This window comes from Burkholderia savannae, assembly GCF_001524445.2.
Classification (GTDB): Bacteria; Pseudomonadota; Gammaproteobacteria; order Burkholderiales; family Burkholderiaceae; genus Burkholderia; species Burkholderia savannae.
Genome location: NZ_CP013417.1, coordinates 4,047,450 through 4,073,640 on the forward strand (window position 1 = coordinate 4,047,450; position 26,191 = coordinate 4,073,640).

Sequence of the window (26,191 nt, forward strand, 5' to 3'; positions counted from 1 at the left end):
GTCGACCGAGCCTAGGTGAAGCTCTGCGCGAGCGATCCGATCAGCAGCTGCCAGCCGTCGACGAGCACGAACAGCATCAGCTTGAACGGCAGCGACACCGTCGCGGGCGACACCATCATCATCCCCATCGACATCAGCACGCTCGCGACGACCATGTCGATGATGAGGAACGGGATGAAGATCGTGAAGCCGATCTGGAAGCCCGTCTTCAGCTCGCTCGTGACGAACGCGGGCACGAGGAGCGACAGCGGCACGTCCTCCGGCCCCCGCATCGGCGCGGCCTTCGAGATCTTCGCGAACAGCGCGAGATCGGTCTCGCGCGTCTGCTTCAGCATGAACGCCTTGAAGGGCGCGGTGCCGCGCTGCACCGCCTGGTCCATTTGCAGCGTGCCTTCGGAGAACGGCTTGTACGCGTCGGCGTAAGCGCGGTCGAGCACGGGCGACATCACGAACAGCGTGAGGAACAGCGCGAGGCCGACGAGCACCTGGTTCGGCGGCGTCGACGCGGTGCCGATTGCCTGCCGCAGCAGCGACAGCACGATGATGATCCGCGTGAAGCTCGTCATCATCAGCAGCATTGCCGGCAGGAACGACAGCATCGTGAGCAGCAGCATCGTCTGCACGCTCAGCGAGTAGGTCGTGCCGCCGTTCGGGCCCGGGGCCGAGTTGAACGCCGGCAGGCCAGCCGCCTGCGCGCACGCGAGCGCGGGCGCGAGGCCGATGGCGAGCGCGGGCAGCCAGCGCACGGCGCCGCGCGGGCACGTGGTCTTCATCGAATGACTGTCGGAATGGGCGCGCGCGGCGGATTGCGCGGGCGGCGCGACGAAGCGAAGGCGCGGCATCTCAGCGATCCTTGCCGCCGTCGCGCTTGAAGCGCTTCGCGGCTTCGCCGAGCATCGCGTCGCGAAAGCGCGCGCCGAAGGAAGCGCCCTCGGGATACTGGCCGAGCGCGACGGAGCGGGCCGCGCCGTCCGGCGCGCCGGGCGCACGGGGCAGGCCGTCGCCCGCGGGCATGCCGACGGGCGCGCCGACCACGCCCGCCGAGCCGGCGGGCAGCGCATGCAGCAGGCGCACGTTGCCGGGCGCGACGCCGAGCACGAGCCAGGTGTCGCCGATCTCGACGACGGTCGCGCTTTCCTTGCCGCCGACGGCAACGCTCGCGACCACCTTGAGCGCGCCGCCGCGGCGCGACGGCTGGAAGCCGAAGCGCCGCGCGAGCCACGCGCAGCCGAACACGAGGCCGATCACCACCGCGAGCCCGACGAACGTCTGCAGCACCGCGCCGACGCCGAGCGACGGCGCGGCCGAGCCGACGACGACGCCCGACGCAAGCGAAGCCGCGTGATTCACCGCGTTCATGTCGGCGGCCGATGCGGGCAGCGCCGCCGCGCCGATCGAAAACGCGGCGAAACCGGCGAGCGCGCGCCGCACGCCGCGCGGCGCCGCCGCGAACGCTCGCGCGGCGCGCACGGCCGGCCGGCGCGGCGAAACGAGCGGCGCGATGCGCGATTTCATCGGTTCAGCTTCCGGATGCGCTCGGACGGCGTGATGATGTCGGTGAGCCGGATGCCGAACTTGTCGTTGACGACGACCACTTCGCCCTGCGCGATCAGGCAGCCGTTGACGAGCACGTCCATCGGCTCGCCGGCGAGCCCGTCGAGCTCGACGACCGAGCCCTGCGCGAGCTGCAGCAGGTTGCGGATCGCGATCTTCGTGCGCCCGAGCTCGACCGTCATCTTGACCGGGATGTCGAGAATCAGGTCGATGTCGTTGTGCGTCGAGCTCGCCGCGGCCTTCGACAGCGGCCGGAACACGCCGGCCCCCGTCGCGCCCGCCTCGATCGGCTGCTGGTTCTGCTCCGCGAGCGCGGCCGCCCAGTCGTCCAGCGCGGCCTCTTCCCGCTGCGCGTCGGCGGCCGGCTTGCCGGACACGGCCACGCTCATCGCGGCGTCCGCGAACGCCTGTTCGTCGATGCCTTCGGCCTCGGGGGTCGAATTCAACTCAGTCATATCCACCTTCCTTCATCGTGTCGCTTGCGCTGATCATCTTCTGCACGCGCAACGCGTACTGGCCATTGAAAATGCCGTACCCGCACTCGATCACCGGCACGCCGTCGACCTTCGCGGTGATCGTGTCCGCGATGTCGAGCGGCAGCACGTCGCCCGCGCGCAGGTTGAGAATCTTCTCGAACGTCGTCGGGACCTCGGCGAGATCCGCGACCAGCTCCACTTCCGCCGACTGCACCTGCTGCGACAGCACGCGCACCCAGCGGCGGTCGACCTCGAGCGCCTCGCCCTGGATCGGCGAGGAAAGCACGTCGCGAATCGGCTCGATCATCGAGTAAGGCATGCAGATGTGCAGCGTGCCGCCCGTCGGCCCGAACTCGATCGAGAATTGCGTGACGATCACGATCTCGTTCGGCGTCGCGACATTCGCGAACTGCGTGTGCATCTCCGAGCGCACGAACTCGAACTGCAGCGGCCGCACGCTCTTCCACGAGGTCGCATAGTGCTCGAACACGAGATTGAGCAGCTTGCCGATGATCCGCTGCTCGGTCGCCGTGAAGTCGCGGCCCTCGACGCGCGTGTGAAAGCGCCCGTCGCCGCCGAACAGGTTGTCGACGACGAAGAACACGAGGTTCGGATCGAACACGAACAGCGACGTGCCGCGCAGCGGCTTCACGTGCACGAGGTTCAGATTGGTCGGAATCGGCAGGTTGCGGGTGAACTCGCTGTACTTCTGCACCTTCACCTGGCTCACGGAGATCTCCGCCGTGCGCCGCATGAAGTTGAAGATGCCGATGCGCAACAGGCGCGCGAAGCGGTCATTGATGATCTCGAGGCCGGGCATCCGGCCGCGGACGATCCGCTCCTGCGTCGCGATGTTGTACGGGCGAATGCCGGACGCTTCGGTCGGTTCGTCGGCCGAGTCGTCTTCACCCGTGACGCCCTTGAGGAGTGCATCGACCTCCTCTTGGGACATGAATTCTTCGTGGCCCATGCGCGCTCCTTCGCCGGCGGCGTTATTGGACGACGAACTCGGTGAACAGCACGTCGTCGATGCGCGCGCTGCGGTTGCCCGGCTGAGTCGGCTGCTCGATCAGCGTCTTCAGTTCGTCGGCGAGCGCGCGCTTGCCTTCGAGCGTCGCGAGCTGCTCGGGATGCTTGTTCGACAGCGCGAGCAGGATGCGGCTGCGCAGCTCCGGCATGTGCTGGGTCAGGTATTCCTGCGCCTTCGAGTCGGTCAGCTTCAGCGACAGGCCGACGCGCAGGTAGTGCTGGATGCCGTCGTCCGACTGCAGGTTCACGGTGAGCGGATCGAGCGCGAAGAACACGGGCACGGCGAGCGGCGGGGGCGCGCTCGGCGCCGAGCCGCGCACGCCTTCCTTCAGCAGCACGAAGTACGTGCCGCCCGCGGCGGCGGCGGCGGCGACGAGCCCGAGCAGCAGGAAAAGGACGAGACGCTTGAGCTTGCCGGACGAGGCCGGTTTGTCGACGGTCGGGTTTGCGGTCGTGGTAGCCATGGCGTGCTTGCGAGAAGACTCTAAGTAGCCTGCATTGTTCGGCATCCGGCTCGCGCGCGATGGGCGGAATAGAGGGGGGAATTGCGGCTATCTCAGGCGTTTGTTCGTCGGCCGGCCCGGCGCGGCGGGGCGCGATCGGGCCGAAAGGGCGCGGCGGGCGGGGGTGGCGTGGACGACGAAAGCCGCTGCCGGACCGGGCTGCGCGGGCGAGAAAAAGAAAAAACGAGCCGATGCGGCCGGGGCGCACAGGCCGAACCAGCCCGGCCGGCCAAAGCTGCGGCGCGGACGGCGCGGATGCGCGAGAGCCCCGATTGGGCCGAACGAGCGGGCGGGCGGGGCGAAAAGGAAAGAAAAGCAGCCGATGCGGGCGAAAAATTCCGGCGAAACGGACTTGGCCGGCCGAGGCAACCGCGTAAATGACACGGACGAACGCAAGCCCGCGCCGGCGAGCAGTGCGAAAGAACTCGCCGATGCGCGGGGAAAGGGCTCGAGCAGGCCGCGGCCGGGCGCGTCGCGGGTCTCCGGCAGACGCCAGCGCGGAAAAGTGCAGGAAAGCGGTATCCGAAGCGCGGCACCGACGAGGAGAACGAGCCGGCCCGACGTCCGTCGGGCAGCGATCCGCTTTCGCCAACCGCCATTTGCCGATCGCCGATCGCCGATCGCCGATCAGCGGCGCTGAATCGCCGAACCGCCGATCGCGCGCCGCACCACCGCACCGGCCCGGCGCGTCAGATCGGCAGCAGCGTCAGCAGCGGCGCGATCAGTACCATCGCGACGCCCGCGATCATCATCGTGAGGCTCGACACGACGCCTTCCTCACTGCCGATCTCGCGCGCCTTCGCGGTGCCCACCGCATGCGCGGCCGCGCCGAACAGCGCGCCGCGCGCGAGCCGCGAGCGCAGCGGGACGAGCGCGAGCACGAACTCGCCGACGAGCATCCCGCAGATCCCGGTCGCGATCACGAAAAGCGCGGTCAGGTCGCGCGGCGCGTGGATCTTGTCGGACACGGCGAGCGCGAACGGCGTCGATACCGAGCGCGTGACGAGGCTGCGCTGCAGCTCGGGCGACAGGTGCAGCAGCTTCGACAGCAGCAGCGATCCGCAGATCGCGACCGCGATCCCCACGACGACGCCCACCGACAGCGAGAACCAGTGGCGCTTCATCAGCGCGCGGTATTCGTAAATCGGCACGGCGAACGCGATCGTCGCCGGGCCGAGCAGCCACATCAGCCAGCGCGTGTCGTGAAAATAGACCGCGTACGGAATGCCCGTCAGCGCGACGAACGCGACGAGCACGGCCGGCACGAGCACGAGCGGCGAGAAAAACAGCGTCTTGCGGTGCGCGTAGAGCCGCTTCGACGCGAAATAGAGCGCGATCGTCAGCGCGAAGCAGCCGGCGGAAATCGCGGTGCTCGCGGGCGCGGCGAGGAACGAGGGGTCGGGCGTCGTCATGATGCTGTCGATGGAACCGGTGCCAGAAGAGGAGGGCGTGAAACGGCCGAGCGGCGGCGTCAGGCCCGTGCGCGGCGGCGGCCGGCGCGCACGCGCATCACCGCGATGCGTCGCTCGAAACCCGCAGCGAAGTCGACGGCGATCGCGACCGAGAACATCACGAAGGCGGTGCCCGCGACGACGACGAGCGCGAGCCGCCAGCCGTCCGCCCTGAAGAGCCCGCCGTACTGAACCGCCGCGACGGTCGCCGGAATGAAGAAGAGCAGCATGTCGGACAGCAGCCAGTTCGCGCCGTCCTTCACCCAGCCGGGCGCGACTCGGCCGGACAGCAGCAGCGCGAGCAGCACCGCGAGGCCGACCACGCCGGACGGCACCGGCACGCCGAGCGCGCACACCGCCCAGTCGACCGCCGCCCACAGCGCGCCGAGCGCGGCCGTCTGCAGCACGATGCGCGCCGCGCGGCCGCCGCGCGCGGGCGGCACGGCCGGCCGGGTTGCGGCCGTCGCCGCCGTCGAGATTCGGGTCATGAGATGCCTCGCGAAATGCCTTGCTTTACAGAATGGAGGCAGTATAGGATTCACGCGTTCATAAATAAAATGACTTGGTTCTATAAAAATCATTCCGTTTAGGAATCTTCACCGATTCGCTCACTGAACAGGAGGCGCCGATGGAGCTGCGCGCGTTGCGTTATTTCGTCGAGGTCGTCAGGCAGCAGAGCTTCACCGCCGCGGCCGAGCAGATGCACGTCACGCAACCGACGATCAGCAAGATGGTGAAGTCCCTCGAAGACGAAATCGGCTCGCCGCTCCTGCTGCGCGACGGCCGCCAGATGGTGCTGACGGACGCCGGCCGGATCGTCTACCAGCGCGGCCAGGACGTGCTCGCCGCGCAGGCGCAGCTGCAGGCCGAGCTGAACGATCTCGGCACGCTCGGGCGCGGCGAGCTGACGATCGGCATTCCGCCGCTCGGCGGCTCGCTGTTCACGCAGGCGATCGCCGCGTTCAAGCAGCGCTACCCGAAAATCGAGTTGAAGCTGTTCGAGCAGGGCGCGCGGATGATCGAAGAGGCGCTCGTCGCGGGCGAGCTGGAGCTGGGCGGGGTGCTCGAGCCTGTCGATCCGGCCGTATTCGACGTGCTGCCGATGATGCGCGCGCCGCTGTGGCTAGTCGCGCCGCACGGCTCGCGCTGGGACGCCGCCGAAACCGTGCCGCTCGCCGACCTCGCCGACGAGCCGTTCGTGTTCTACGCGGAAAGCCTCGCGTTGCACGACGCGGTGCTCGACGCGTGCCGGAAAGTCGGCTTCGCGCCGCAGATCGTGAGCCGCAGCGGCCACTGGGATTTCATGGCGGCGCTCGTGCACGCGGGCGTCGGCATCGCGCTGCTGCCGCAGCCTTATTGCCGGCGGCTCGACACCGCGCAGTTCACGTGCCGGCCGATCGTCGAGCCGGAGATCACGTGGGCGGTCGCGATCGGCTGGCTCAAGAAGGGTTATCTGTCGCACGCGGCGCGCGCGTGGCTCGACGTCGCGCGCGAGACGGGCCCCGTGGCCGCGGGCGACGACCTCGCGTTCGGCAGCCTGCGCGCGCGTTAAGCGCGGCGCCCCGGCGAACGGGGCGCTCGCTCGCGGCGGCGATCCGGCCTGCCCGGACTATTCACCATCCGGACCATCGAGCCTATCGCATCGCGCGGCCCCGGTCGTCAAGCCGCCGCCTCCGGCGCGCAGCGGCGCATGGGCTCGCGCCGTCGCACACGAACCGCCCGCGATGCGCTGCGCATGACGCGCCGGCCGCCGCCGCTCAATGCCCCATCGCGGGCCCGGCCCCCTTCTTCGGCTTCGTCACCCACACGAGCGCCGCGAGCGCGACGAACGCGAGCGCCGAAATGTGGAAGAAGTCGTTGGTCGCCATCATGAAGCCCTGCTGCGTGACGATCTGGTTGATCTGCGCGGCCGATACGTCGCCCGTGATGCCGAGCTGCGCGAGCGCGCCCTGGTAATCGAGCGTGTTCTGCGCGTAGACGTTCACCGATTCCGCGAGGCGCGCGTGGTGATAGATCGCGTCGTTTTCCCAGAACGTCGAGCTGACCGCGGTGCCGATCGCGCCCGACAGCGTGCGCAGGAAGTTCGACAGCCCCGACGCGCTCGCGAGCCGCTCGTCGGAGACGCTGGAGAGCGTGATCGTCGTCATCGGCACGAAGAAGCACGCGACGCCGATCCCCTGCACGAGCCGCGGCAGGATCACGTGATTGAACGGCACGTCGAGCGTAAACGTCGAATTCCAGATCGACACGACGGCGAACACGACGAACGCGAAGCTCGCGACCATCCGCAGATCGAGCCGGTGCATGTTGCGGCCGATCAACGGCGACAGCACGAGCGCGAGGAAGCCAACGGGCGCGGTCGCGAGGCCGGCCAGGCCCGCCGTGTAGCCCATCACGGTCTGCAGCCACAGCGGAAAGATCACGACCGAGCCGAAGAACGCCATGAAGCCGAACGAGATGATCATCGCGCCGAGCGCGAAGTTGCGGTCCTTGAAGAGCGACAGATCGACGACGGGCTCCTTCTCCGTCGATTCCCAGACGAGCATGAACGCGAGCGACACGACGGCGATCAGCGCGAGCGCGGTGATGAACGTCGAATTGAACCAGTCGCGGTCCTTGCCGAGGTCGAGCATCATCTGCAGGCACGACACGCCGATCACGAGGAGCGCGAGCCCGATCGCGTCGATCCGCTGCTTCGTCGTCTTCGTCTCGCGGCCGCGCAGCAGGAAGAATGCGCACACGGCGGAGAACACGCCGATCGGCAGGTTGATGTAGAAGATCCACGGCCACGTGTAGTTGTCGGTGATCCAGCCGCCCATCACCGGGCCGAAGATCGGCGCGACGATCACCGTCATCGCCCATAGGCCGAGCGCGAGCCCGCGCTTCGCGGGCGGATAGCTGCGCATCAGGATCGTCTGCGACAGCGGCACCATCGGGCCGGACACGAGGCCCTGCAACAGCCGGAACGCGATCAGCGATTCGAAATTCTCGGCGAGGCCGCAAAGCGCGGACGCGATCGTGAACGCGAGCACTGACAGCGTGAAGAGCCGCACCTCGCCCACCCGCCGCGCGAGCCAGCCGGTCAGCGGCACCGCGATCGCGGACGCGACCGAATACGACGAGATCACCCAGGTGCCTTCGCTCGTCGCGACGCCGAGGCTGCCGGAAATCGTCGGCACCGCGACGTTCGCGATCGACGTGTCGAGCACCTCCATGAACGTGCCGAGCGCGAGCCCGACCGTCAGCAGCGCGAGCACGCCCCCCGACAGCGGCGCCGGTTCGGCGGAAGGGGAAGCGGAAGCGGGGGCCGTCACAGCCATGCATGTCTCCTACGGGGCGACCGTTGCCCCGACATCCTTTTGTTCGTCGACATCGACTGACAGTAAGTGACTTGTCAGCTTCTGCCCAGACAGATAAATGTGCGGCGGACGGGCCGCAATCCGGTGCTCATCCAAGGTCGTTCCCGGTCAGCCGTCGTTCGGCAGCGATTCGACGATCGCCGCGCACGCGGTATCGGCCGCGCCCGGCGAATTCGCGATGAAGCGCCGCAGCAGGTCGGTCAGGAGCGCGAGCTCGTCGGCCGAAAAACCCTCGAGCTGCGCGTTCAGCTCGGTCGCGATCAGGCCGGGCAGCACCTTCGCCGCGTGCGCGCCGCGCTCGGTCAGCGCGAGCTCGATCACCCGGCGGTCCGATTCGCTGCGCGCGCGCACGACGAAGCCCTTCTTCTCGAGCCGGTCGAGCATTCGCGTCATCGAGCCGCTGTCGTACGACATCTTGCGCGACAGCTCGAACGGCGTGCGCGCGAAGCCGCGCGCGAGCAGCAGGATCACGCCGATCTGCTGCGCGGTCAGGTCGAGCGGGCCGAGCGCGCGGTCCAGCCGCTCGACGAGCGCCTGCCGCGCCTTCGTCAGGTAGTAGCCGAGGCTCGATTCGAGCTCGATGTGCTCGGGGTCGTAAAGGCTGCTCATCGTCGGGCTGTCCGGTCGGTTGCACGAGCCGCAACAGTGCATTCCAGGAAAAACGCCGCCAGTATCTTGAATATTTATTGCATAGTCAATATTATTTCAGTCAATGAGTTACGCGCTTAATGCGCCGCCAGAGACAATGTTCTGACCGCTTTGCCCACGCAGCCGCATCCGTTCGGCGTGCGTCCCGAGGATTTCCCCATGCCGTTGCTGAAAACCGCCGCCGGCGCGCTGCGCCGCAACCTGTCCGACACCGCCCGCCACACGCTTTCCGGCCCGCATCGCGGCTGGAAGATCGCGCTGTACGCCGTGCTGCTGATCGTACCGGGCGGCTCGCTCGCGGCGCTCGGGTTCGCGTGGCTCGATCAGCGGCGGCAACGCGCGGCGCGCGCCGGCGGCGGCCGGGCCGCGTCGGCTCAGGAAACTTCGGCGCCGCAGCTATGCCTCGCCGCCCCGCATGGCGATCCCGTCCGCTGCCCGTGAAACGCGGCCGCCGCGCCGCATCGGTGCGTAACGCGCGGTAAACAGCCGCCCCGCGCCGGTAACACATCCGGCCCCGTCCGCGCTTTAACCTAACGTCTGCGCATTCCCGCATCCGTCAGTTACCATTTCGGCCACGCCGTCGGCGTTTCGGCCGCATCGCCCGCTCGCCCGGTCCACCGGCGGCCGCCTCGACAGGAATCCAGAACATGTCGCAAGTCCCACACCCGCGCGCGCCACGCGCGCTGAGCGCCGCCGTCGCCGTTGCGGCCGCCGCGCTGCTCGCCGGCTGCGCGGTCGGGCCCGACTATCACCGTCCCGACGCGGCGATTCCCGCCGCGTACAAGGAAGCGCCACCCGGCTGGAAGGCCGCGCAGCCGGCCGACCGCGCGGACCGCGGCCCATGGTGGGCGATCTACGACGATCCGCAGCTCAACGCGCTGATCGACAAGCTCAATGCGTCGAACCAGACCGTCGCGCAATACGCGGCCGCGTACCGGCAGGCGCGCGCGCTCGTCGCCGAGGCGCGCGCGTCGTACTTCCCGACGCTCGGCCTCACCGCGAGCGAATCGCGCGCGTCGAGCGCGTTGTCCTCGGGCAGCACGGCATCGCGCAGCACGGCGCGCACGATCGGCAACACGTACAACGTCGGCCTCGACGCGTCATGGGAGCCGGACCTGTGGGGCAAGGTAAGCCGCACGGTGGGCGCGCAGAAGGCCGGCGAGGCGGCGGCGGCGGCCGATCTCGCGAACGCGCGGCTGTCCGCGCAGGCGACGCTCGCGCAGACCTACTTCCAGCTGCGCGCCGCCGACGCGACGCAAAAGCTGCTCGACGACACCGTCGCGTCGTACCAGAAATCGCTGCAACTCACGCAAAACCAGTACGCGCAGGGCGTCGCCGCGCGCTCGGACGTGATCCAGGCGCAAACGCAGCTGCAATCGGCGCAGGCTTCCGCGATCGACAACGGGATCGCGCGCGCGCAGTACGAGCACGCGATCGCGACGCTCGTCGGCGAGCCGGCGTCGACGTTCTCGCTGCCGCCGATGCCGCTCACGGCCGAGCCGCCCTCGATGCCGATCGACGTGCCGTCGGCGATCCTCGAGCGGCGGCCTGACGTCGCCGCCGCCGAGCGGCGCGCGGCCGCCGCGAACGAGCAGATCGGCGTCGCGATCGCCGCGTTCTTCCCGACGCTCACGCTGTCGGCGTCGGGCGGCTTCCAGAGCTCGGTGTGGTCGCAGCTCTTCACGCTGCCGGCGCGCTTCTGGTCGGTCGGCCCGCAGCTCGCCGCGACGCTGTTCGACGCGGGCCTGCGCGCCGCGCAGACCGAAGCCGCGCGCGCGACCTACGATCAGGACGTCGCCTCGTACCGGGCCGCGGTGCTGTCCGCGTTCCAGGACGTCGAGGACAACCTCGCGTCGCAGCGGATACTCGAGCAGGAAATCGTCGTGCAGCGGCAGGCGGTCGAGTCCGCGCAGCACGCGCTCGACATCACGCTCAATCAGTACAAGGCGGGCACGGTCGCCTACCTGAACGTGCTGACCGCGCAGACGACCGCGTTCAGCGCGCAGCAGAAGCTCTCGACGATTTCCGGGCAGCGGATGGTGTCGTCGGTCGGGCTCGTGAAGGCGCTGGGCGGAGGCTGGGACGTCGCGCAGATCGCGCGCGTGACGGGCGGCGTGCAGGCGCCCGCGCCGGTGCCGGCTTCCGCGCCGGCCGCAGCGGCGGCGCCGGCGGCTCAGACCGCTCAGGTGACTCAGGCGGCTGCGGCGCCCGCGGCGACGGCCCGGTCGACGGCAGCGGTTGCGACGGACGCCGCCGACGCGCCCGTCGTCCGGGCGACGACGACGGCTGCGCAGCAATAATCCGGATGGCGGCTGCGGGCGGGCGCATCGTCCGCTCGCCGGCATGATCGTGCCCGGTGCTCCGTGCCCCGTGTGGTGGAAGACCGGGCGGAGCAGCGGGCGGAAAACGGCTATCGGCGGCGCGACGATCGCCTCTGCGAGCCGTCGAATGTCCGCTGCAAGCTCGATGGCATGACGCCGATGAAGATGAGGATGCCGCCCGGCGATGCCGGCGGGCAGCGCCACGGTCCGGTCGTATCGATTGCCGGTGGCAAAAACGGCACGAAACCGGAATGAGCCGGTTCAGATCAGACGATCGACGGCCGTCTCTTCACGTCCGCGTTCGCCTCGCGACGAAGCCGCGAAGCTTCGAAACCGCACATGCCGGGCCGCCGCGCGAACGGCCCACGGCCCGATCTCGGCCAACGCCGCCGTTCGCGTCGCCGCCTCGCCGGTGCTCGCGGCGTCCCCAAGCGCGCCCCGGCGCAACGCCGCGCGGCCGAACACGCGGCGCGCTTTGCGTCAGCGCGCCACGTCGCCGTAGATCAACGACACCGCACCGCCGCCGATCGGATGGCCGAGCAGGTTCAGAAGCCCCGCAAGGTTGTCGCGCTGCTCCGGCGCGGCGCTCGCGGTGCCGCGAAACGACGTGCCCGTCGCGCCGAAATTCCCTTGCCCCGACAGCATCAGCGGCCCCTTCGACGTCGACAGATCGAGCGTCGAGTTCGCGCCGCGCGCCTCGAGCACCGCCCGGTACGAGCCGAGCGGCTTCACGCGCGACACGCGCGAACTCATGTCCGCGATCGTCACGGTCAACTGGCCGAACGCATCCTTGCCGAAGAGCCGCCAGTCGGTCCAGTCGATCCGCATGTCGCCCTGCAGGTCGAGCGTGTTGAACGGCGCGCCGAGGCCCGCGAGCAGCGACGCCGGCACCGCCATCGAACCCGCCGACAGCATCGCGCCGCGCAGCGTCGCGTCGAGCGTGACGCCGTCGGGCATCGCGTCGGTCTGGCGCAGCCGCATCCGCACACGCCCGGTGAAGAGCGGCCAGAACTGCGTGCGCCATTCCACGCGGCCGGGCAACAGCGTCGACGCGCTGCGGTCCGCGCCGGGCGCGAGCAGGAGTGTCGCCGAGCCGCGCCAGAGCGAGCCCTCCGGATCGACGAGATTGACGTGGCCGCCTGTCGCGCGCGCGAATTTCGGCGTGACCCACGACGCGGGCAGCAGCGCGACGAGCGTGACGAAAATCGCCGCGCCGCCGACGGCGCCCCACGGCACGAAGCGCCGGATGCGCATCGGCCAGGTCATCGGCATCCGGATTCCCCGTGGTCCGCTAAATCGAACATCGATGTCGCTCACTTGACCGACGCCGGCTGCAGCACGGCCGTCAGGTCAACTTGGCCGTCCTCCTTCAGCGCGCTCACGTGCGCTTCGACGACCTGCGCCTTGAACTGGCGGCGCACGTCGTCGAGCCACTGCGTCCACGCGGGGAACGACGCGTTCTTCAACTGGATCTGCACGCCGCCGCCGACCACCTGCGGCGGCGCGGCGGCAAGCCCGTGGTCGGACAGCGACGCGGCGAGCGCGTCCTTGAGCGCGACGCCAGTGGGCGCGACGCCCTGCGCGGCGGCCGCGAGCGAGCGCGCCTCGTTCGCCTGCGCGGTCATCTCCGCGAGCTCGTGGCGCATCGTCGGCAACTGGCGCTGGATCTGCGCCCGGCCTTCCTGCGCGGGCGACCACAGCACCGAATACGCGATCGCGATCGCGAGCACCGCGCCGCCCCAGCCGAGCAGCAGCTTCTCGCGCACGGTGCGGGCCTCCCAGAACTGGGTCAGCGCTTCGTTCAACTCCTCTTTCATGACCGGCTCCGAATGGTCCACTTGCCCGTGCTGCTGTCGATCTCGCCCGCGAGGCCGTTGCGCGCGAGGCGCTGCGCGAAGTCGGGGTCGACCTTGGTCCCGGGCTTGAAGCCGACGTCGAGCCGGCGATCGTGATAGTCGAGCGACGCGATGCCGTTCGGCGGCAGCGGCCCGAGCGAGCGTGCGAGGCCGCTCGCGAGCGACAGGAAATCGTTCGGCGACAGTTCGCCCGCCGCGATCCGCAGCCGGTCGAGCTGGCGCGCCATCTGCGCGGCGGGATCGAGCACCGTCGTCGTCTTCGGGAACGCCGACAGCAGCGTCTCGGTGATCTGCGCGGACAGCGCGTCACGTTCGCGCGCGAGCTTCCACCAGTGCGCATTCGCGCCGATCACCGCGGCGACGAGCGTCGCCGCCGCGAGCGCGAGCGGCACGCGCACGCGCATGAACGTCGCGCGGTCGAAACGCCATGGCGCGAATTCGAATTCGAACTGGCAAAGGTCGAAGCGGGCGTCGAGCGCGCGGCGCACGAGCGCGTCGAACGGCCAGATCGCGGCGCCCGGCAGCAGGCGCTTGTCGTCGAGCGGCCGCACCGACGCGAGCTGCGGCTCAGCGCCCGGCTCGCCGAGCTCGTAGAGCTCGAGCGGCGTGCCGTTCGCGAGCGCCTCGAGCGTCAGCGCCGCGGTCGACACCGGCGCGGCGAAGCCCTCGCCAAGCGCGCCGCGTGCGAGCGCGAGCTCGACGCGCGGCGCGGCGGCCGTCTCCGGCAGCAACGCCGCCGATTCCTCGGCGAGCGACGGCGCGCTCGCCGTCACGGCGAGGCCGAGCGCAACCGCGACGATCGGCTCGGCGGGCTTCGCGGCGTCCGCCGGCGCGCCGGCGGACGCTTGATGCCCCGCCTCGCGCCCCGCTTGCAGCTCGTGCGCGACCTCGGCTTCGGCGTCGACCTCGGCCGCTTCGTGCCGCGTCGGCAGCGGCAGGCAGCGCGTGACGGGCACCGCGCGCAGATGGCGGTGCCCCGCCGCGGTGAACGCTTCGGCGATGAACTTGAACCACGCGCGATCGATCACCGCGAGCACACGGCGCCCGCCGTCGAGCGCCGCCGGGTCGACCGCGATGTGGCAGCCCTGCGGGTCCTGGATCAGCTGATCCTCGATGATATTCGGCAGCGCCTGCTTGAGCCTCGGCCCCTTCAGGGGCGGCACCGCCTGCTCGAGCATCAGCAGGTCGCGCGCGGCGACGACGAGCACCGTCGTCGCCGCCTGCGGCAGCAGCGCGAGCGTCGCGCGGCCCGCACGCTGCGTGTGGCCGCTCTTGTCGACGAGCGCGAACGGCAGCTCGGGCCATTGCCATTCCTGCAACGGCACGGCCGGCTCGCGCGGCGGCAATAGGACAATCAACGTGCTCAAGAGCTCCTCTCCCGAATGGCGTTGTTATAGCTGATCGCGAATGCGTACGATCCGCGTCGAGTGCGTGGTCGGATCACGATACACGAGCGACGTGCGATCGACGACTGCCCGGTCGTGCTCGATCCGGCCATGCACGATGAAATAGCTGGACGTGACGTCGATCTGGCTCGAATCGAGGCTCACGTTCGGCGCGCCGGAGCCGCGCAACGCGAGCGTCACGTCGCCGACGTTGCGGAAAAACACGGTCTCGCGGCGCGACACGAGCGCCTGCGCGGACGACACCGACATCCCCGGCACGAGCGCCGCGATCACTTCGGCGGGCGCGGTGTTCAGGTTGACGGGCGTGACCGTCGGCAGCACGGTGACGAACGGGCGCAACCGCTCGACCATTTCCGGCGTGAAGCCTTCGACGTCGAGCAGCGAATCGACGCTCGTCATCATGAGCGGCGCGGGCCCGCGGCCTTCGCCGCCCGCGATGCCCGGCTCGTCGGTGAAGTTGCCGCCGCCTTCGGTGCCGCCGTCCGGCAGCGGCACGGGCACGCCGCTCGCGGCGCCCGGCAGCTGGGCCACCTGGAAACGCGTCGCCGATTGCTTGAGCCCCGCGCGCACGTGCCGCGCGACGATCTTCGCGAGCTGCTGGTCGAGCCCGAGCGTCGCGAGCAGGCGCTGGAACGTCTGCACCTGCGCCGCGTTCAATTGCAGCGCGCCGGGCGCGGGCGACGACACGAGATTGCGCAGGTTGAACTTCGCCTGCGCGTCCTCGATCGAGCCCGACAGATAGGTGTCCGAGCCGTCGGCCGCGTCGGTCACGCCCACCCGGCCGAGGAATTCCGACAGCTTCGTTTTCGCGATCGGCACCGCCCAGATCCCGCCGAGATAGGTGATGCCGGGCGCCGTATCGCCTTCGGAGCGCAGCACCATCCGCGTCCAGTCGAGCGCGCCGCGCGCGACCCACTGCGCCTGCGCGAGCAGCCGCTGGTTCTCGATCCGGCGCACCTGCACCTGCTGGCGCCACAACATCCCGGATACGAGGATCGCCGACAGCGCGACGACGAGGAGCGCGTTGATGATCGCGACGCCGCGCTCGCGGTTCGGGCCCGCGCGCAGCGAACGCCGGGGCCCGCACATGCGCGCGCCGGCGCCGCCGTGCGGCGCGCTCGGCAAACGCGCCGATGCCGGATGCGCCGGGCTTGACGCGCTCGATGCGCGCGAATCGGGCCGCGCGCGCGAGCGGCGAAGCGAAGCGAGACGAACGAGGAGGGCGGATGCGCGCATGTCACTCCCCGACCAGGAAGATGCGCGTGACCGGCACGCGCAGCGAAGTCGCGCCGATGCTGATCTCGAGCCCCGTCACCGCGCGCGGCGGCGGCGCGTTGCCGAGCATCGGCACCTTGAGCGCGTTGTTGTTCTGCTCGAGCGCGTTGTCGGCGTCGGGCATGCTGGTCGTCCAGCCGACCTTCGGCACGTAGACGCGCGCGTTGATCATGCCGACGCCGCGCATCAGCGGCACCGCGCTCCAGCCTTCGGTATCGCCGCCGCGAATCGCGTCGCGCAGCGCATTGACGTCGCCGATCGGCGGCGACGCGTAGCGCACGACGCGGCCGTTCGAGATCCGGTAGCGCACGACCTGCAGGCTCGGTGCCGCTCCCGGCGCATCGAATTCGCGCACGATCTGCAGCGTGTCGCCCGCGACGCGCACCGCGGGCTCGCCCGCTTCGTCGTCGGTCGCGGCGCGCCGCGCGTCGATGCGCATCTGGTCGAACATCTGCGCGAACACGCGCTCGTCCTCCACCGCGGCCGCCACCTTCTCGCGGCCGCGGATGATCTGGTCGAGCCCGCGCCACGACAGGATCGCGATCACCGCGAGGATCGTGATCGCGATCATCATCTCGATCAGCGTGAAGCCGCGCGCGCCGCGTCGGGACACGCGGCCCGCCTGCCGGGCGTGCTTCGGCCGGCGCGCGCGGCGTTCAGAGCGAGCGGCTGGTTTCATTCGCGACCACCGTAACCATCTGGGCGAGCACGCCGGCGCGGCCGTTCATCGACACCGAGATCGCAACGCGCCGGAACACGGGGTTCGGCGTCGAGCTCACGCGCTGCGTGCAGGTGAGCGCGACGTTGCCCTGCGAGCAGTCGAACGTCTGCGTGCCGATCTCGGGCCACGCGTGCGCGAGGCGCAGTTGCGCGAGCGCGTTGTCCGCGCTCCAGCCGGCGAGCAGCCGCGCGTGGAGATCGGATGCGCCCGTCGCCATCGAGCCGACCGCGCGGATCGACGCCGCGAGCGCGACCGCGATGATCGCGAGCGCGACGAGCACCTCGATCATCGTGAAGCCGCGCGAGCGCGAGCGGAAACGCCGGCGGGGAAGGGCATGGGCGTGCATCGTCAACGCACCTCGTAGCGGCCGTTGCCGGTGCCGACGATCGTCGCGCTGCCGACCGCCGAATAAAGCGTGACGCGCACCGGCACGTCGATGCTTTCGGTGCCGAACACGACGGCGTCGATATGCGTGTCCGAGCCGGGATAGTCGATTGCGGCGCCCGTCACGCCGCCGTCCCAGTCGCGCGCGCGCAGCACGTCGTCGCGCAGCGGACGCCAGCCGTCGCCCGTACGGACGTCGAAGCGAAAGCCGTGATCGGTCGCGCGCCACGCGATCGGACGCGCGCGCACCTGCGCCTCGTCGCCCGCCGTCTCGAACAATAGCGCGACGCGCTGCGCTTCCTCGCGCAGGTCGGTGCGCGGATTGCGCCTGAGCGTCAGCGACGCGACCGACACCAGAATGCCCGCGATCACAAGCACCACGAGCATTTCGAGCAGCGTGAAGCCGCGCGCGCGGCGCGCGAAGGAAGCCTCGTCGGGGCGGCCGAAGCGCATCCCCTCGGCGCGACCGCGGGAACGCGCCGCGGGCCGCCCGCAAGCGGCTCCCGCCGAACGACCGAGGCCATCCTCTACGGACGGCCCGAATGCGGCCCCTGCTGCGCAACGGCGGGAAGCCCCCGCGCGACGCCGCGTGCCGAAAGCGAAAGACGAACCGAGTCGTGCGTACATCGAAAAAGTGCGCGCGTCGCGCGTAAGCGTGGCGTTAGCGGCTTATTGCCACGAGCCGATGTCGGAATCGTTGCCTTCGCCGCCTTCCTTGCCGTCGGCGCCGTAGCTGAACACGTCGATTTCGCCGTGCACGCCGGGGTTCAGATACTTGTACGGGTTGCCCCACGGGTCGTTCGGCATGCGCTCGAGATAGCCGCCGTCCTTCCAGTTGTTCGGAATCGGATCGGTGGACGGCTTCTGGATCAGCGCGTTCAGGCCCTGATCCTGGGTCGGATAGCGGCCGTTGTCGAGGCGGTACAGCTTCAGCGCCTGCATGATCGTGCCGATGTCCTGCTTCGCCGCGATCCGGCGCGCTTCATCGGGACGGCTCATGATCTTCGGCACGATGAGCGCCGCGAGAATGCCGAGAATCGCCACCACGACCATGATCTCGATCAGCGTGAAGCCGCGTTGGCGGCGTGCTGCCTGAGAGCGGCGAGTGATCCACGTTTGCATGAGTGACTACCTCTTCTTCAAAAAAATGAGCGGTGAGTGAGTGACGCGCGCGGCAGCAAGCCGCGCGGCGTGCGCTGCGTGAAGCCGCATTGTAAGGCGCGACTTGCTCCGGGCTTCCACTCAACGCAAATTTCATATTCCTCCGTACAATAACGCGCATGAACGCGCTATCGATCCGGCTCCTATCCCTCGCCCTCTTCGCGGTGCTCTGCGCGACGGCCACCTATTGGGTCGTCACGCTGTCCGCGCATCAGGCTCCGCTACCCGCCGCCGCCGCACGCACGCCGGTGCGCACGGAAGACGCCGCAGCGCTCTTCGGCGGGCAGCTAACCCGCAATCCGGTGCAGGACATCCACCTGTTCGGCATCCTTGCGCTGCAGCGCGGCGCGGCGGCCATCGTCGGCATCGGCGGCGACGCGCCGCACGCGGTGTCGCTCGGCAGCGAGATCGCGCAAGGCGCGAAGCTCGCCGAAGTGCGCGACCGCTCGATCGTCGTCGAGCGCAACGGCGCGCGCTCCGAGATCTTCCTGCCCGCCAACACGCCGTCTCCCGCGATCTACGTCCGCTGAAAGCGCGGCGCCGCCGGGCGCGCCGCTTCGTTTCCGCCGGCTCGCCGCCACGGCGGGCCGCGCCCGTCGTCCGTCACTGCACCATGTTGTTGAGCTCGATGATGGGCAGCATCACCGCGAGCACGATCACGAGCACGATGCCGCCCATCGCGAGAATCAGCAGCGGCTCCAGCAGGCTCGTCAGGAACATCGTGCGCCGCTCGAGCTCGCGCGATTCGCCTTCGGCCGCGCGGTCGAGCATCGTCGTCACGTCGCCGGTGGCCTCGCCCGAACGAATCAGGTGCACGAGCACGGGCGGAAACGTCTTCACGTTGTTGAGCGCGCGCGACAGCGCGGAGCCCTCGCGCACGCGCACGATCGCGTCCTCGATGTTGCCGCGCATCGCGCGGTTCGACAGCGTCTCGCCCGCCGCCTGCAGCGCGCGCAGGATCGGCACGCCCGCCGCGGTCAGGATGCCGAGCGTGCTCGCGAAGCGCACGGTGTTGTAGCCGCGCACGAGCTTGCCGGCGAGCGGGGCGGTCAGCAGCCAGCGGTCGAACGCGAGGCGCGGGCCGTCGCGCGACAGCGTCGCCTTCACCAGATAGACGACGGCCGCGATCCCGATCAGGATCGCCCACCACCAGTGCCGGACGAAATCGGACAGCGCCATCATCACGATCGTCAACAGCGGCAGTTGTTGTTTCGTGCTCGCGAACACGTTGACGACCTGCGGCACCACATAACTCAGCAGGAACGTGACGATGCCGAACGCGATCACCGTGACGATCGCCGGATACGTGAACGCGAGCAGGATCTTCTGCTTGAGCGCGTTGCGCTCTTCGATGTAATCGGCGAGCCGCGACAGCACGATCCCGAGCTTGCCGGTGTGCTCGCCCGCCGCGACGAGCGCGCGGTAGATCTCGGGAAAGTCGCGCGGATGCTGCGCGAGCGCGTTCGCGAGCGAATGGCCGCCGAGCACCTCGGCGCGAATCGCCGCCATCAGCTCGCGGATGTAGTCGCGCTCCGCCTGCTCGGTCAGCACGGCGAGCGCTTCGTCGAGCGGCAGCCCGGCGATGAGCAGGCTCGCGAGCTGGCGCGTGAGGATCGCCTGCTCGCGCTGCGACAGCTTGCGGCCGAGCGCGAGGCGCTGGCTGCGCGCGCCGCGCGTCGCGCTCGCGGCCGGCTCGACGACGAGCGGCGTGAGCCCCTGCGTGCGGAGCTGGCCGCGCGCGTTGCGCGCGCTGTCGGCTTCGATGACGCCTTTCTGCGCGCGCCCCGACGTGTCGATTGCTTCGAAGCGGAAGGCCGGCATGACGCTATGCGCCTCCCGTCACGCGCAGCACTTCCTCGAGCGACGTCGCGCCCGCCGCGAGCCAGCGCTCGGCGTCGTCGCGCAACGTGCGCATTCCGTTCGCGCGGCCGGTCGCGAGAATCTCGGCGTCCGCGGCGTTGCGATGGATCAGCGAGCGGATCGCGTCGTCGACGACGAGCAGCTCGTAGACGCCGCGACGCCCCGTGTAGCCCGAATGCCCGCACTTGTCGCAGCCGACCGGATGCCAGATCGTGCGGCCGTCCTCGTGCCGCTCCTCCTTGCACACCGGGCAGAGCTGGCGCACGAGCCGCTGCGCGAGCACGCCGAGCAGCGACGACGCGAGCAGGTACGGCTCGACGCCCATGTCGGTGAGACGCGTGACGGCCGACGCCGCGTCGTTCGTGTGCAGCGTCGCGAGCACCAGGTGGCCCGTCAGCGACGCCTGCACGGCGATCTGCGCGGTTTCGAGGTCGCGGATTTCGCCGATCATGATGATGTCCGGGTCCTGACGCAGGATCGAGCGCAGCGCGCGCGCGAACGTCATCCCGATGCGCTCGTTCACCTGCGTCTGGCCGATGCCGGCGAGATCGTATTCGATCGGATCTTCGACCGTCATGATGTTGGTCGTCGCGGTCTCGAGGCGCGACATCGACGCGTACAGCGTCGTCGTCTTGCCCGAGCCAGTCGGGCCCGTGACGAGCACGATGCCGTGCGGGCGCGAGATCAGCTTGTCGAACTGGCCGAGCGTGTCGCGGCCCATCCCGAGCGCTTCGAGATTCAGGCGCTGCGCGTCCTTTTCGAGCAGACGCAGCACCGCGCGCTCGCCGTGCCCGGTCGGCAGCGTCGACACCCGCACGTCGACGGGCCGGCCGCCGACGCGCAGCGTGATGCGGCCGTCCTGCGGCAGGCGCTTCTCGGCGATGTCGAGCTGCGCCATGATCTTGATCCGCGAAATGAGCGCGCCGTGCAGCGCCTTCTTCGGGCGCACGACGTCGCGCAGCGTGCCGTCGACGCGAAAGCGCACGACCGACGCGTTCTCGAACGGCTCGATGTGGATATCCGACGCCTGCTCGCGCGCCGCTTGCGTGAGGAGCGCGTTGATCATCCGGATGATCGGCGCGTCGTCTTCGGACTCGAGCAGATCCTCCACCTCGGGGATGTCCTGCATCAGCCGTGACAGGTCGACTTCGCCCTCGACCTCGCCGACGATCTGCGCGGCGCTGCCGTCCTGGCGCGCGTACGCCTGGTTGATCGCCTGCGCGAGCTCGTCGGCCGGCACGCGCCGCAAGGAGATCGCGCCGAAGTTGCGCGCCACCTCGGCGAGCGCGGCCGGGCTCGTGCGCTCGCTGATCCACACTTCGAGCGTGTCCGCGTGCTGGTGCGCGATCAGGATCTGGCCGGCCTTCGCGAAGCCGTACGGCAAGAGCCGCGCGGCGAGCGGCGACGGCGCGTTACCCGTCGGCTGGTCCTGGATACCTTGCGCGAGCGCCTGCGTCACGGACGGGCTCCCGGCGACGCGGCGCCCATGTCGCTCGCCGCCGCCGGCGCGCTGGCGGGCGCGGGCGGAGCGGCTTGCTGACGCCGCATCTTGTCGATGTCGAACAGGTTCATCGAGGGCGAGCCGCCTTGGCTCGGGCCGAGCGGCATCGGCGGAACGATCGGGTCGTCCTTGTCGCGCATGATGTTGTTGTCCGACTTGTACGCCCCCGTCACGCCCTGGATGTAGTCGTAGCGATTGGACGTCACCGCCTGCGCAGTCTCGCGGTCGGAAATGATCACGGGGCGCAGGAACACCATCAGGTTCGTTTTCTGGCGCTGCTTCGTCTCGGAACGGAACAGTTGGCCAATCCACGGGATGTCGCCCAGCAGCGGCACCTTCTGGTTCGACACCTGGTAGTTATCCTGCATCAAGCCGCCCAGCACGATGATCTCGCCGTTGTCGGCAAGCACCGTCGACTGAAGCGAGCGCTTGTTGAACGTCGGGCCGGCCGGGTTCGTCGTCGTGTTCGTCGTGCCGCTGACGACCGACGAATCCTCGGTATAGAGCTGCAGCTTGAGAATCCCGCCATCGGTGATCTGCGGCTTCACATGCAGCGTGAGGCCGACGTCGCGACGGTCATACGTGTTGAACGCGGAGTTCGACGTCCCGCTCGTCAAATTCGAGTACGAGCCCGTCGCGATCGGCACGTTCTGGCCCACAACGATCTTCGCTTCCTCGTTGTCGAGCGTGACCAGGTTAGGTGTCGACAGCACGTTCGCATCGCTCACGCCCGCGAAGTACTGTAGCAGCCCGCCGAGCCCCTTGACGCCGAACATGTCGTGCAGCCAGCCGATGTTGAGTCCCGGCGTGAGCGCATTCAGCACGTTAAGCGGGTTCGTCGCGTTGGCCGTCAGATTGGTGATGCTGTTGGCGGCCACACTGCCCGCCGTGCTCGCCAGATTGGTGCCCGCATAGAGGGCATTGTTCGCGACCTGCCACTGAATCCCGAGGTTGCCGGCCGTATTCGAGTTCAGTTCGACGATCAGCGCCTCGATGTAGACCTGAGCGCGGCGCGCATCGAGTTGATCGATGACCGCCCGCAGATTCCGGTACACCGGGTCCGACGCGGTGATGATGAGCGAGTTCGTCGCCGCGTCGGCCTGGATCATGCCGCCCGGCTGGTTCTCGTCGCTCTTGTCCTTGTCGCCGCCGAGGAGGCCACCCGTGCCTAGACCGCCGCCGCCCATCGTGCCGCCGGTGCCGCCCGACGAGCCCGACGACGACAATCCCGACGGCAGCGGCGGCGTGCCCGAGGTGCCCGTCGAGAAGCTCGAGCCGCTCTGCGAGCCGCCCTGATTGAACGCATTCGCATCGTTCGAGCTCGCCGACGAGCCGCTTTCGCCGCCGCCCTTGCCGAGCATTCCGCGCAGCGTCTTCGCGAGCTTCACCGCATCGGCGTTGCGCAGCGGCACGACGTGCATGTTGCCCGGCACGCCGCTCGGCGCGTCGAGCTGCTGCGCGATTTTCTTCGCCGCGGCGAGGCGCTGCGCGTTCGACGCGCGCAAAAGCAGCGCGTTGGTCCGCGGATCGGCCTGCACGGTGACCTTGAGCGTCGCGTCGGTGTTGCCGATCGCGCCCGGATCGAGCAGCTTCGTCAGCTGCGCGGCGATGTCGATCGCGTTCGCGTTCCTGAGCGGCACGACGGCGACCTGCGAGCCCGCCGCGCTGTCGACGCCCGCGATGATCCGCGCGATCCGGCGCACGTTGTCCGCGTAATCGGTGACGACGATCGTGTTGTTGGCCGGATACGCGGTGATCGTGTTGTTCGGCGAGATCAGCGGGCGCAGCACCGGAAGCAGGTTGTTGGCCGATTCATTATGCAGCTCGAACACCTGCGTGACGACCTGGTCGCCGCGCGCCTGCGGCGTGTTGCCGATGTAAGTCGGCACGCCCTGCAGTTTCGCGTCGGCTTCCGGCACGACTTTCAGGACGCCGTGATCCTGGACGAGCGCGAAACCTTGCATCCGAAGCGCGGACTGCAGCGTCTTCAGCGCCTGATCTTCCGGCACGGAGCGTTCGGCGACCAGGTTCAGCTGCCCCTTGACGCGCGGGTCGACGATGATCGTCTTGCCCGTCGCGGCGCCGATCGCCTTCGCGACCTGGTCGATGTCCGCATTGACGAAATTGAGCGTGACCTGAGCGTGAGCGGCCTGCGCGACGACAATTCCGGCGACGACGAGCGCCGTTGCGACGCGCCGCAAAGCAAAGCGAGTTCTTGTCATGGAGTAATGGATCGATGCCGGCGGCGGCCGTGTCCGATGGTATTGCTGAAATTCAATGGCGAAAGCTTGGACATTAACAGCTTTTCATGTCCGAAATATCACATAGAGCCCAGGACCGACTCATTTCCAACACGGATTTCAGTTCGACGTATGCGACATGTAAGCCTTCCCTCACTGGTTCGATTGGAAGCGAAAACGGATTTAATCAATGCCCTGCCGAGCAGCCGGCCCGGCCGAACGGCATGCAAGAACATACATAGCGGTGGCAGCGTGGCTGTCGGTATGATACGGTCGGCGCAAGCGCCTCCGACGGAAAAGCGCGTGCGGGTTTTCCCCAGCCCAATCTTCACTCCCATGCAACTTCCCGGATCGGCGAGCAAAGAGATGAAACAATCATCGACTGCAAGCCACTTGTCCGTTCGTTGCAACACTATCGCACATGGCGTCGGCGCGTGACCAGTAAGAGCCGACACTATTTTCGTACGTGACGCGCATAAGGTTGCGTCACGTGCGACGCCCGGACGTTGTCATTGCGTGTGCCACTAACCGTACATGGCGGGTCCGGCACGACCGAGTAAGACCACAAACTACGCCGCCTGCAAAAAATCTCGCTTGAGCCGCGACACGCCGAAGCAGAAGACGCGTTACGACATCCGCCCGCTCCATTTTGTTACAGCTCGCCAGGCTACGGTATCGCTGGTCCTTTTACCGCAAAACGCGGGGCCATTATGCCCAGAGGGTTGCGGCTCCAGCGCCACTCGAATCCCTCTTTTGAATCCGTCTACCGTTGATTTACCTACTTGAGATATACGCCATATCGCAAGCGATGCGGCACATACCTCCGCAGATTCGCCTTTACTCTCGGACGATCGTTGCCTTGGCCACGCCTGCGCACTCGAAATCCGATGTCCCGTCTACTTCGGGCTGAATAACGAGAATATTCGTTTCCATGCCATTTGGCCGCACCCATCTCGGAAATTGGAATTTGACACCATATATCCTCCGCATCTTGCTTCCCGGTTATTAGTGAATACATCGATATTTCCACCCACCCTATCTACCACGATAACCCTAGAAATCTCAGAGACAATCTTCGCAGAGCTTTCGTTCAAAATATCCTTGCTTCGCCCCATGAATTCAACCCTTCTCCATTTAATTAAAATTCCGCCTTCAGCATAAACAAACATGATCGCGTTTTTCCTCCGCCATCTATCCATGCCACTTCGGTTTCATCACCGCATTTCACTCGTGAACAATTGAGGCGGCAGCCTTGGCTGGCGCTGTAAAAAGCCGACTTTCTTGGGCGTTCGAGATCGAAGCGCCATTATTGCTTGGCCTCAATTTATCGGCATAATTTCGATCAAAATAGAGAGACAATTAGAATTCTCCAACTTAAAAATCTCAGCCTCCTTCAGCCTCGATCATCTTTTCAAAGATAGACTTTTTGCGAATTCCCTACCAATTTCAGCAAGCCACTAAACTCAAGAAGGCTTGGCTTGGCAAGCACGCGTCAATTAATATCCGATAGCTTTCTTCAAGCCACTAATAATGTGAGATTAATATCCCATTTTCACATCAAGCGAGATTTAAGAGCATGTACCGGAAAGGCGACGGAAGTTTTTCAAGTCGACTCGCAGCCGGAAAGGCGAAGAAGAGGGCGGTTATCCGAACGATCGACATGGCACTGCAACGATCCGTGGGTATGCTAGGATTGCCCTGTCAGAAACGTGTGGGTAGGTTTGCGGCAAAATCAGCAAGCTCAACTAAGCTATTTCTTCTCCTTCAATGATCAATCGGTTCGTTCTTGTCGCGATGTTTGCCGCCGGCGCATGGTTCGCCAGCGCACCCGCACGCGCCGACTGTTACGACGAAGCCGCGAAGTATCAGAAGGTGAATCCGCTGATCCTGCGCGCGATCGCGTGGCAGGAATCGCATAACCGCCCGGACGCGCTCAACAAGAACACGAACGGCTCGATCGATTACGGCCTCATGCAGATCAACTCGATCCATCTGCCGACGCTGTCCCGCTACGGAATCACGAAGGGCACGCTGATGGAGCCTTGCAAGAACGTCTATATCGCCGCATGGCATCTGCGCCGCAAGATGGACAAGTACGGCAACACCTGGCAAGCGGTGGGCGCCTACCATTCGGAATCGCCTTCGCTGCGCGACAAGTACGCGAGGCAAATCGCCGACATTCTGGTTCGATGGAAGCTGATGCCCGCGCCTAGCGCGCGGGATACGCAGAACGCGCAGCGCTGAGCACGCGGCCGAACGAACGGCCCGGCAATCCGCAGCCAAGCCGCGCCCGAGCAAGCCCAACGCCGCGCCAGCCGCCTCGCGATCGCATCGCATGCAAGAATTTCCGCCCGTTTCGCTCGCGCTTCACGCATCATGAAATCGCCGCCGCCTTGCCGCCGCGCGCGGCCGGCTATCTATATTTGATGCACAATGCGGCTTTCCC

General features: G+C 67.9%; 26 protein-coding genes. 6 read left to right on the forward strand and 20 right to left on the reverse strand.

Features of this window, described 5'->3' with window-relative positions; translation table 11 throughout:
• Positions 1-11: 11 nt before the first annotated feature.
• From fliP to WS78_RS19850, 7 genes are all read right to left on the reverse strand, one after another.
• Positions 12-773 carry a flagellar type III secretion system pore protein FliP gene (gene fliP, locus WS78_RS19820; RefSeq protein ID WP_038750225.1) on the reverse strand — a complete coding sequence of 254 codons (762 nt, stop codon included), beginning with the start codon at positions 771-773 and terminating at the stop codon, positions 12-14.
• A gap of 70 nt (positions 774-843) precedes the next feature.
• The gene (gene fliO, locus WS78_RS19825; protein ID WP_038750028.1) at positions 844-1,515 is read right to left on the reverse strand and encodes a flagellar biosynthetic protein FliO; all 672 of its coding nucleotides are present in this window, start codon (positions 1,513-1,515) and stop codon (positions 844-846) included.
• Positions 1,512-2,009 (reverse strand): flagellar motor switch protein FliN, encoded by a 498-nt coding sequence (fliN, locus tag WS78_RS19830; RefSeq protein WP_038750031.1) that lies wholly within the window; start codon positions 2,007-2,009, stop codon positions 1,512-1,514. The genes fliO and fliN overlap by 4 nt, the downstream gene beginning before the upstream one ends.
• On the reverse strand, positions 2,002-3,000 hold the full coding sequence (gene fliM / locus WS78_RS19835) for a flagellar motor switch protein FliM (protein WP_038750033.1): 999 nt from the start codon (positions 2,998-3,000) through the stop codon (positions 2,002-2,004). The genes fliN and fliM overlap by 8 nt, the downstream gene beginning before the upstream one ends.
• A 22-nt stretch (positions 3,001-3,022) precedes the next feature.
• Positions 3,023-3,523, reverse strand: coding sequence for a flagellar basal body-associated protein FliL (fliL, locus tag WS78_RS19840; RefSeq protein ID WP_038750036.1), 501 nt, complete (start codon positions 3,521-3,523; stop codon positions 3,023-3,025).
• Between the two features lie 728 nt (positions 3,524-4,251).
• Positions 4,252-4,974, reverse strand: a complete 723-nt coding sequence (locus WS78_RS19845; protein ID WP_038750039.1) for an LrgB family protein — start codon at positions 4,972-4,974, stop codon at positions 4,252-4,254.
• A gap of 59 nt (positions 4,975-5,033) precedes the next feature.
• The gene (locus WS78_RS19850) at positions 5,034-5,501 is read right to left on the reverse strand and encodes a CidA/LrgA family protein (RefSeq protein ID WP_059577873.1); all 468 of its coding nucleotides are present in this window, start codon (positions 5,499-5,501) and stop codon (positions 5,034-5,036) included.
• A 140-nt stretch (positions 5,502-5,641) separates the two neighbouring features.
• On the opposite strand from WS78_RS19850, the gene WS78_RS19855 reads away from it, so the two are divergent.
• Positions 5,642-6,565 (forward strand): LysR family transcriptional regulator, encoded by a 924-nt coding sequence (locus WS78_RS19855; RefSeq protein WP_038750044.1) that lies wholly within the window; start codon positions 5,642-5,644, stop codon positions 6,563-6,565.
• Between the two features lie 205 nt (positions 6,566-6,770).
• On the opposite strand, the gene WS78_RS19860 is transcribed toward WS78_RS19855, so the two are convergent.
• Positions 6,771-8,333 (reverse strand): DHA2 family efflux MFS transporter permease subunit, encoded by a 1,563-nt coding sequence (locus WS78_RS19860; protein ID WP_059577876.1) that lies wholly within the window; start codon positions 8,331-8,333, stop codon positions 6,771-6,773.
• A gap of 147 nt (positions 8,334-8,480) precedes the next feature.
• The gene (locus WS78_RS19865) at positions 8,481-8,981 is read right to left on the reverse strand and encodes a MarR family winged helix-turn-helix transcriptional regulator (RefSeq protein WP_038750231.1); all 501 of its coding nucleotides are present in this window, start codon (positions 8,979-8,981) and stop codon (positions 8,481-8,483) included.
• A 198-nt stretch (positions 8,982-9,179) separates the two neighbouring features.
• Between WS78_RS19865 and WS78_RS19870 the strand changes: the two genes are divergently transcribed.
• The 3 genes from WS78_RS19870 (at position 9,180) to WS78_RS19880 (ending at position 11,596) form a co-directional block, all read left to right on the forward strand.
• The gene (locus WS78_RS19870; RefSeq protein ID WP_038750046.1) at positions 9,180-9,461 is read left to right on the forward strand and encodes a hypothetical protein; all 282 of its coding nucleotides are present in this window, start codon (positions 9,180-9,182) and stop codon (positions 9,459-9,461) included.
• Between the two features lie 206 nt (positions 9,462-9,667).
• A complete protein-coding gene (locus WS78_RS19875; RefSeq protein WP_059577878.1) occupies positions 9,668-11,320 on the forward strand; it encodes an efflux transporter outer membrane subunit in 1,653 nt (550 codons plus the stop codon).
• 72 nt (positions 11,321-11,392) lie between these two features.
• Positions 11,393-11,596 carry a hypothetical protein gene (locus tag WS78_RS19880; RefSeq protein WP_156437521.1) on the forward strand — a complete coding sequence of 68 codons (204 nt, stop codon included), beginning with the start codon at positions 11,393-11,395 and terminating at the stop codon, positions 11,594-11,596.
• A 225-nt stretch (positions 11,597-11,821) separates the two neighbouring features.
• On the opposite strand, the gene WS78_RS19890 is transcribed toward WS78_RS19880, so the two are convergent.
• From WS78_RS19890 to gspG, 8 genes are all read right to left on the reverse strand, one after another.
• Positions 11,822-12,613, reverse strand: coding sequence for a type II secretion system protein N (locus tag WS78_RS19890; RefSeq protein ID WP_059577885.1), 792 nt, complete (start codon positions 12,611-12,613; stop codon positions 11,822-11,824).
• Positions 12,614-12,654: 41 nt separating this feature from the next.
• A complete protein-coding gene (gene gspM / locus WS78_RS19895; protein ID WP_038750234.1) occupies positions 12,655-13,158 on the reverse strand; it encodes a type II secretion system protein GspM in 504 nt (167 codons plus the stop codon).
• Positions 13,155-14,564 carry a type II secretion system protein GspL gene (gene gspL, locus WS78_RS19900; RefSeq protein ID WP_059577888.1) on the reverse strand — a complete coding sequence of 470 codons (1,410 nt, stop codon included), beginning with the start codon at positions 14,562-14,564 and terminating at the stop codon, positions 13,155-13,157. The genes gspM and gspL overlap by 4 nt, the downstream gene beginning before the upstream one ends.
• Before the next feature lie 24 nt (positions 14,565-14,588).
• Entirely contained in the window at positions 14,589-15,692 is a 1,104-nt protein-coding gene (gene gspK / locus WS78_RS19905) for a type II secretion system minor pseudopilin GspK (protein WP_082717621.1), read from the reverse strand.
• A 148-nt stretch (positions 15,693-15,840) separates the two neighbouring features.
• Complete coding sequence (locus tag WS78_RS19910) at positions 15,841-16,557, reverse strand: PulJ/GspJ family protein (protein ID WP_059577895.1); 717 nt, start codon at positions 16,555-16,557, stop codon at positions 15,841-15,843.
• Entirely contained in the window at positions 16,535-16,951 is a 417-nt protein-coding gene (gspI, locus tag WS78_RS19915) for a type II secretion system minor pseudopilin GspI (protein ID WP_394335869.1), read from the reverse strand. Before gspI ends, WS78_RS19910 begins: the two co-directional genes overlap by 23 nt.
• Complete coding sequence (locus tag WS78_RS19920) at positions 16,948-17,610, reverse strand: GspH/FimT family pseudopilin (RefSeq protein ID WP_197419450.1); 663 nt, start codon at positions 17,608-17,610, stop codon at positions 16,948-16,950. Before WS78_RS19920 ends, gspI begins: the two co-directional genes overlap by 4 nt.
• 42 nt (positions 17,611-17,652) lie before the next feature.
• On the reverse strand, positions 17,653-18,105 hold the full coding sequence (gene gspG / locus WS78_RS19925; RefSeq protein ID WP_038750069.1) for a type II secretion system major pseudopilin GspG: 453 nt from the start codon (positions 18,103-18,105) through the stop codon (positions 17,653-17,655).
• A gap of 158 nt (positions 18,106-18,263) precedes the next feature.
• On the opposite strand from gspG, the gene WS78_RS19935 reads away from it, so the two are divergent.
• Positions 18,264-18,674 (forward strand): general secretion pathway protein GspC, encoded by a 411-nt coding sequence (locus WS78_RS19935; RefSeq protein ID WP_038750072.1) that lies wholly within the window; start codon positions 18,264-18,266, stop codon positions 18,672-18,674.
• Between the two features lie 73 nt (positions 18,675-18,747).
• Here the strand turns inward: WS78_RS19935 and gspF are convergent, their stop codons facing one another.
• From gspF to gspD, 3 genes are read right to left on the reverse strand one after another with little or no spacing between them, the layout of a single operon-like run.
• Positions 18,748-19,965, reverse strand: coding sequence for a type II secretion system inner membrane protein GspF (gene gspF, locus WS78_RS19940; protein WP_038750074.1), 1,218 nt, complete (start codon positions 19,963-19,965; stop codon positions 18,748-18,750).
• A 4-nt stretch (positions 19,966-19,969) separates the two neighbouring features.
• Positions 19,970-21,463 (reverse strand): type II secretion system ATPase GspE, encoded by a 1,494-nt coding sequence (gene gspE, locus WS78_RS19945; protein WP_052145111.1) that lies wholly within the window; start codon positions 21,461-21,463, stop codon positions 19,970-19,972.
• Entirely contained in the window at positions 21,460-23,727 is a 2,268-nt protein-coding gene (gene gspD / locus WS78_RS19950) for a type II secretion system secretin GspD (protein ID WP_038750077.1), read from the reverse strand. Before gspD ends, gspE begins: the two co-directional genes overlap by 4 nt.
• Positions 23,728-25,512: 1,785 nt before the next feature.
• Here gspD and WS78_RS19955 point away from each other — a divergent pair.
• Positions 25,513-25,989, forward strand: a complete 477-nt coding sequence (locus WS78_RS19955; RefSeq protein WP_038750079.1) for a lytic transglycosylase domain-containing protein — start codon at positions 25,513-25,515, stop codon at positions 25,987-25,989.
• Positions 25,990-26,191 lie beyond the last annotated feature (202 nt).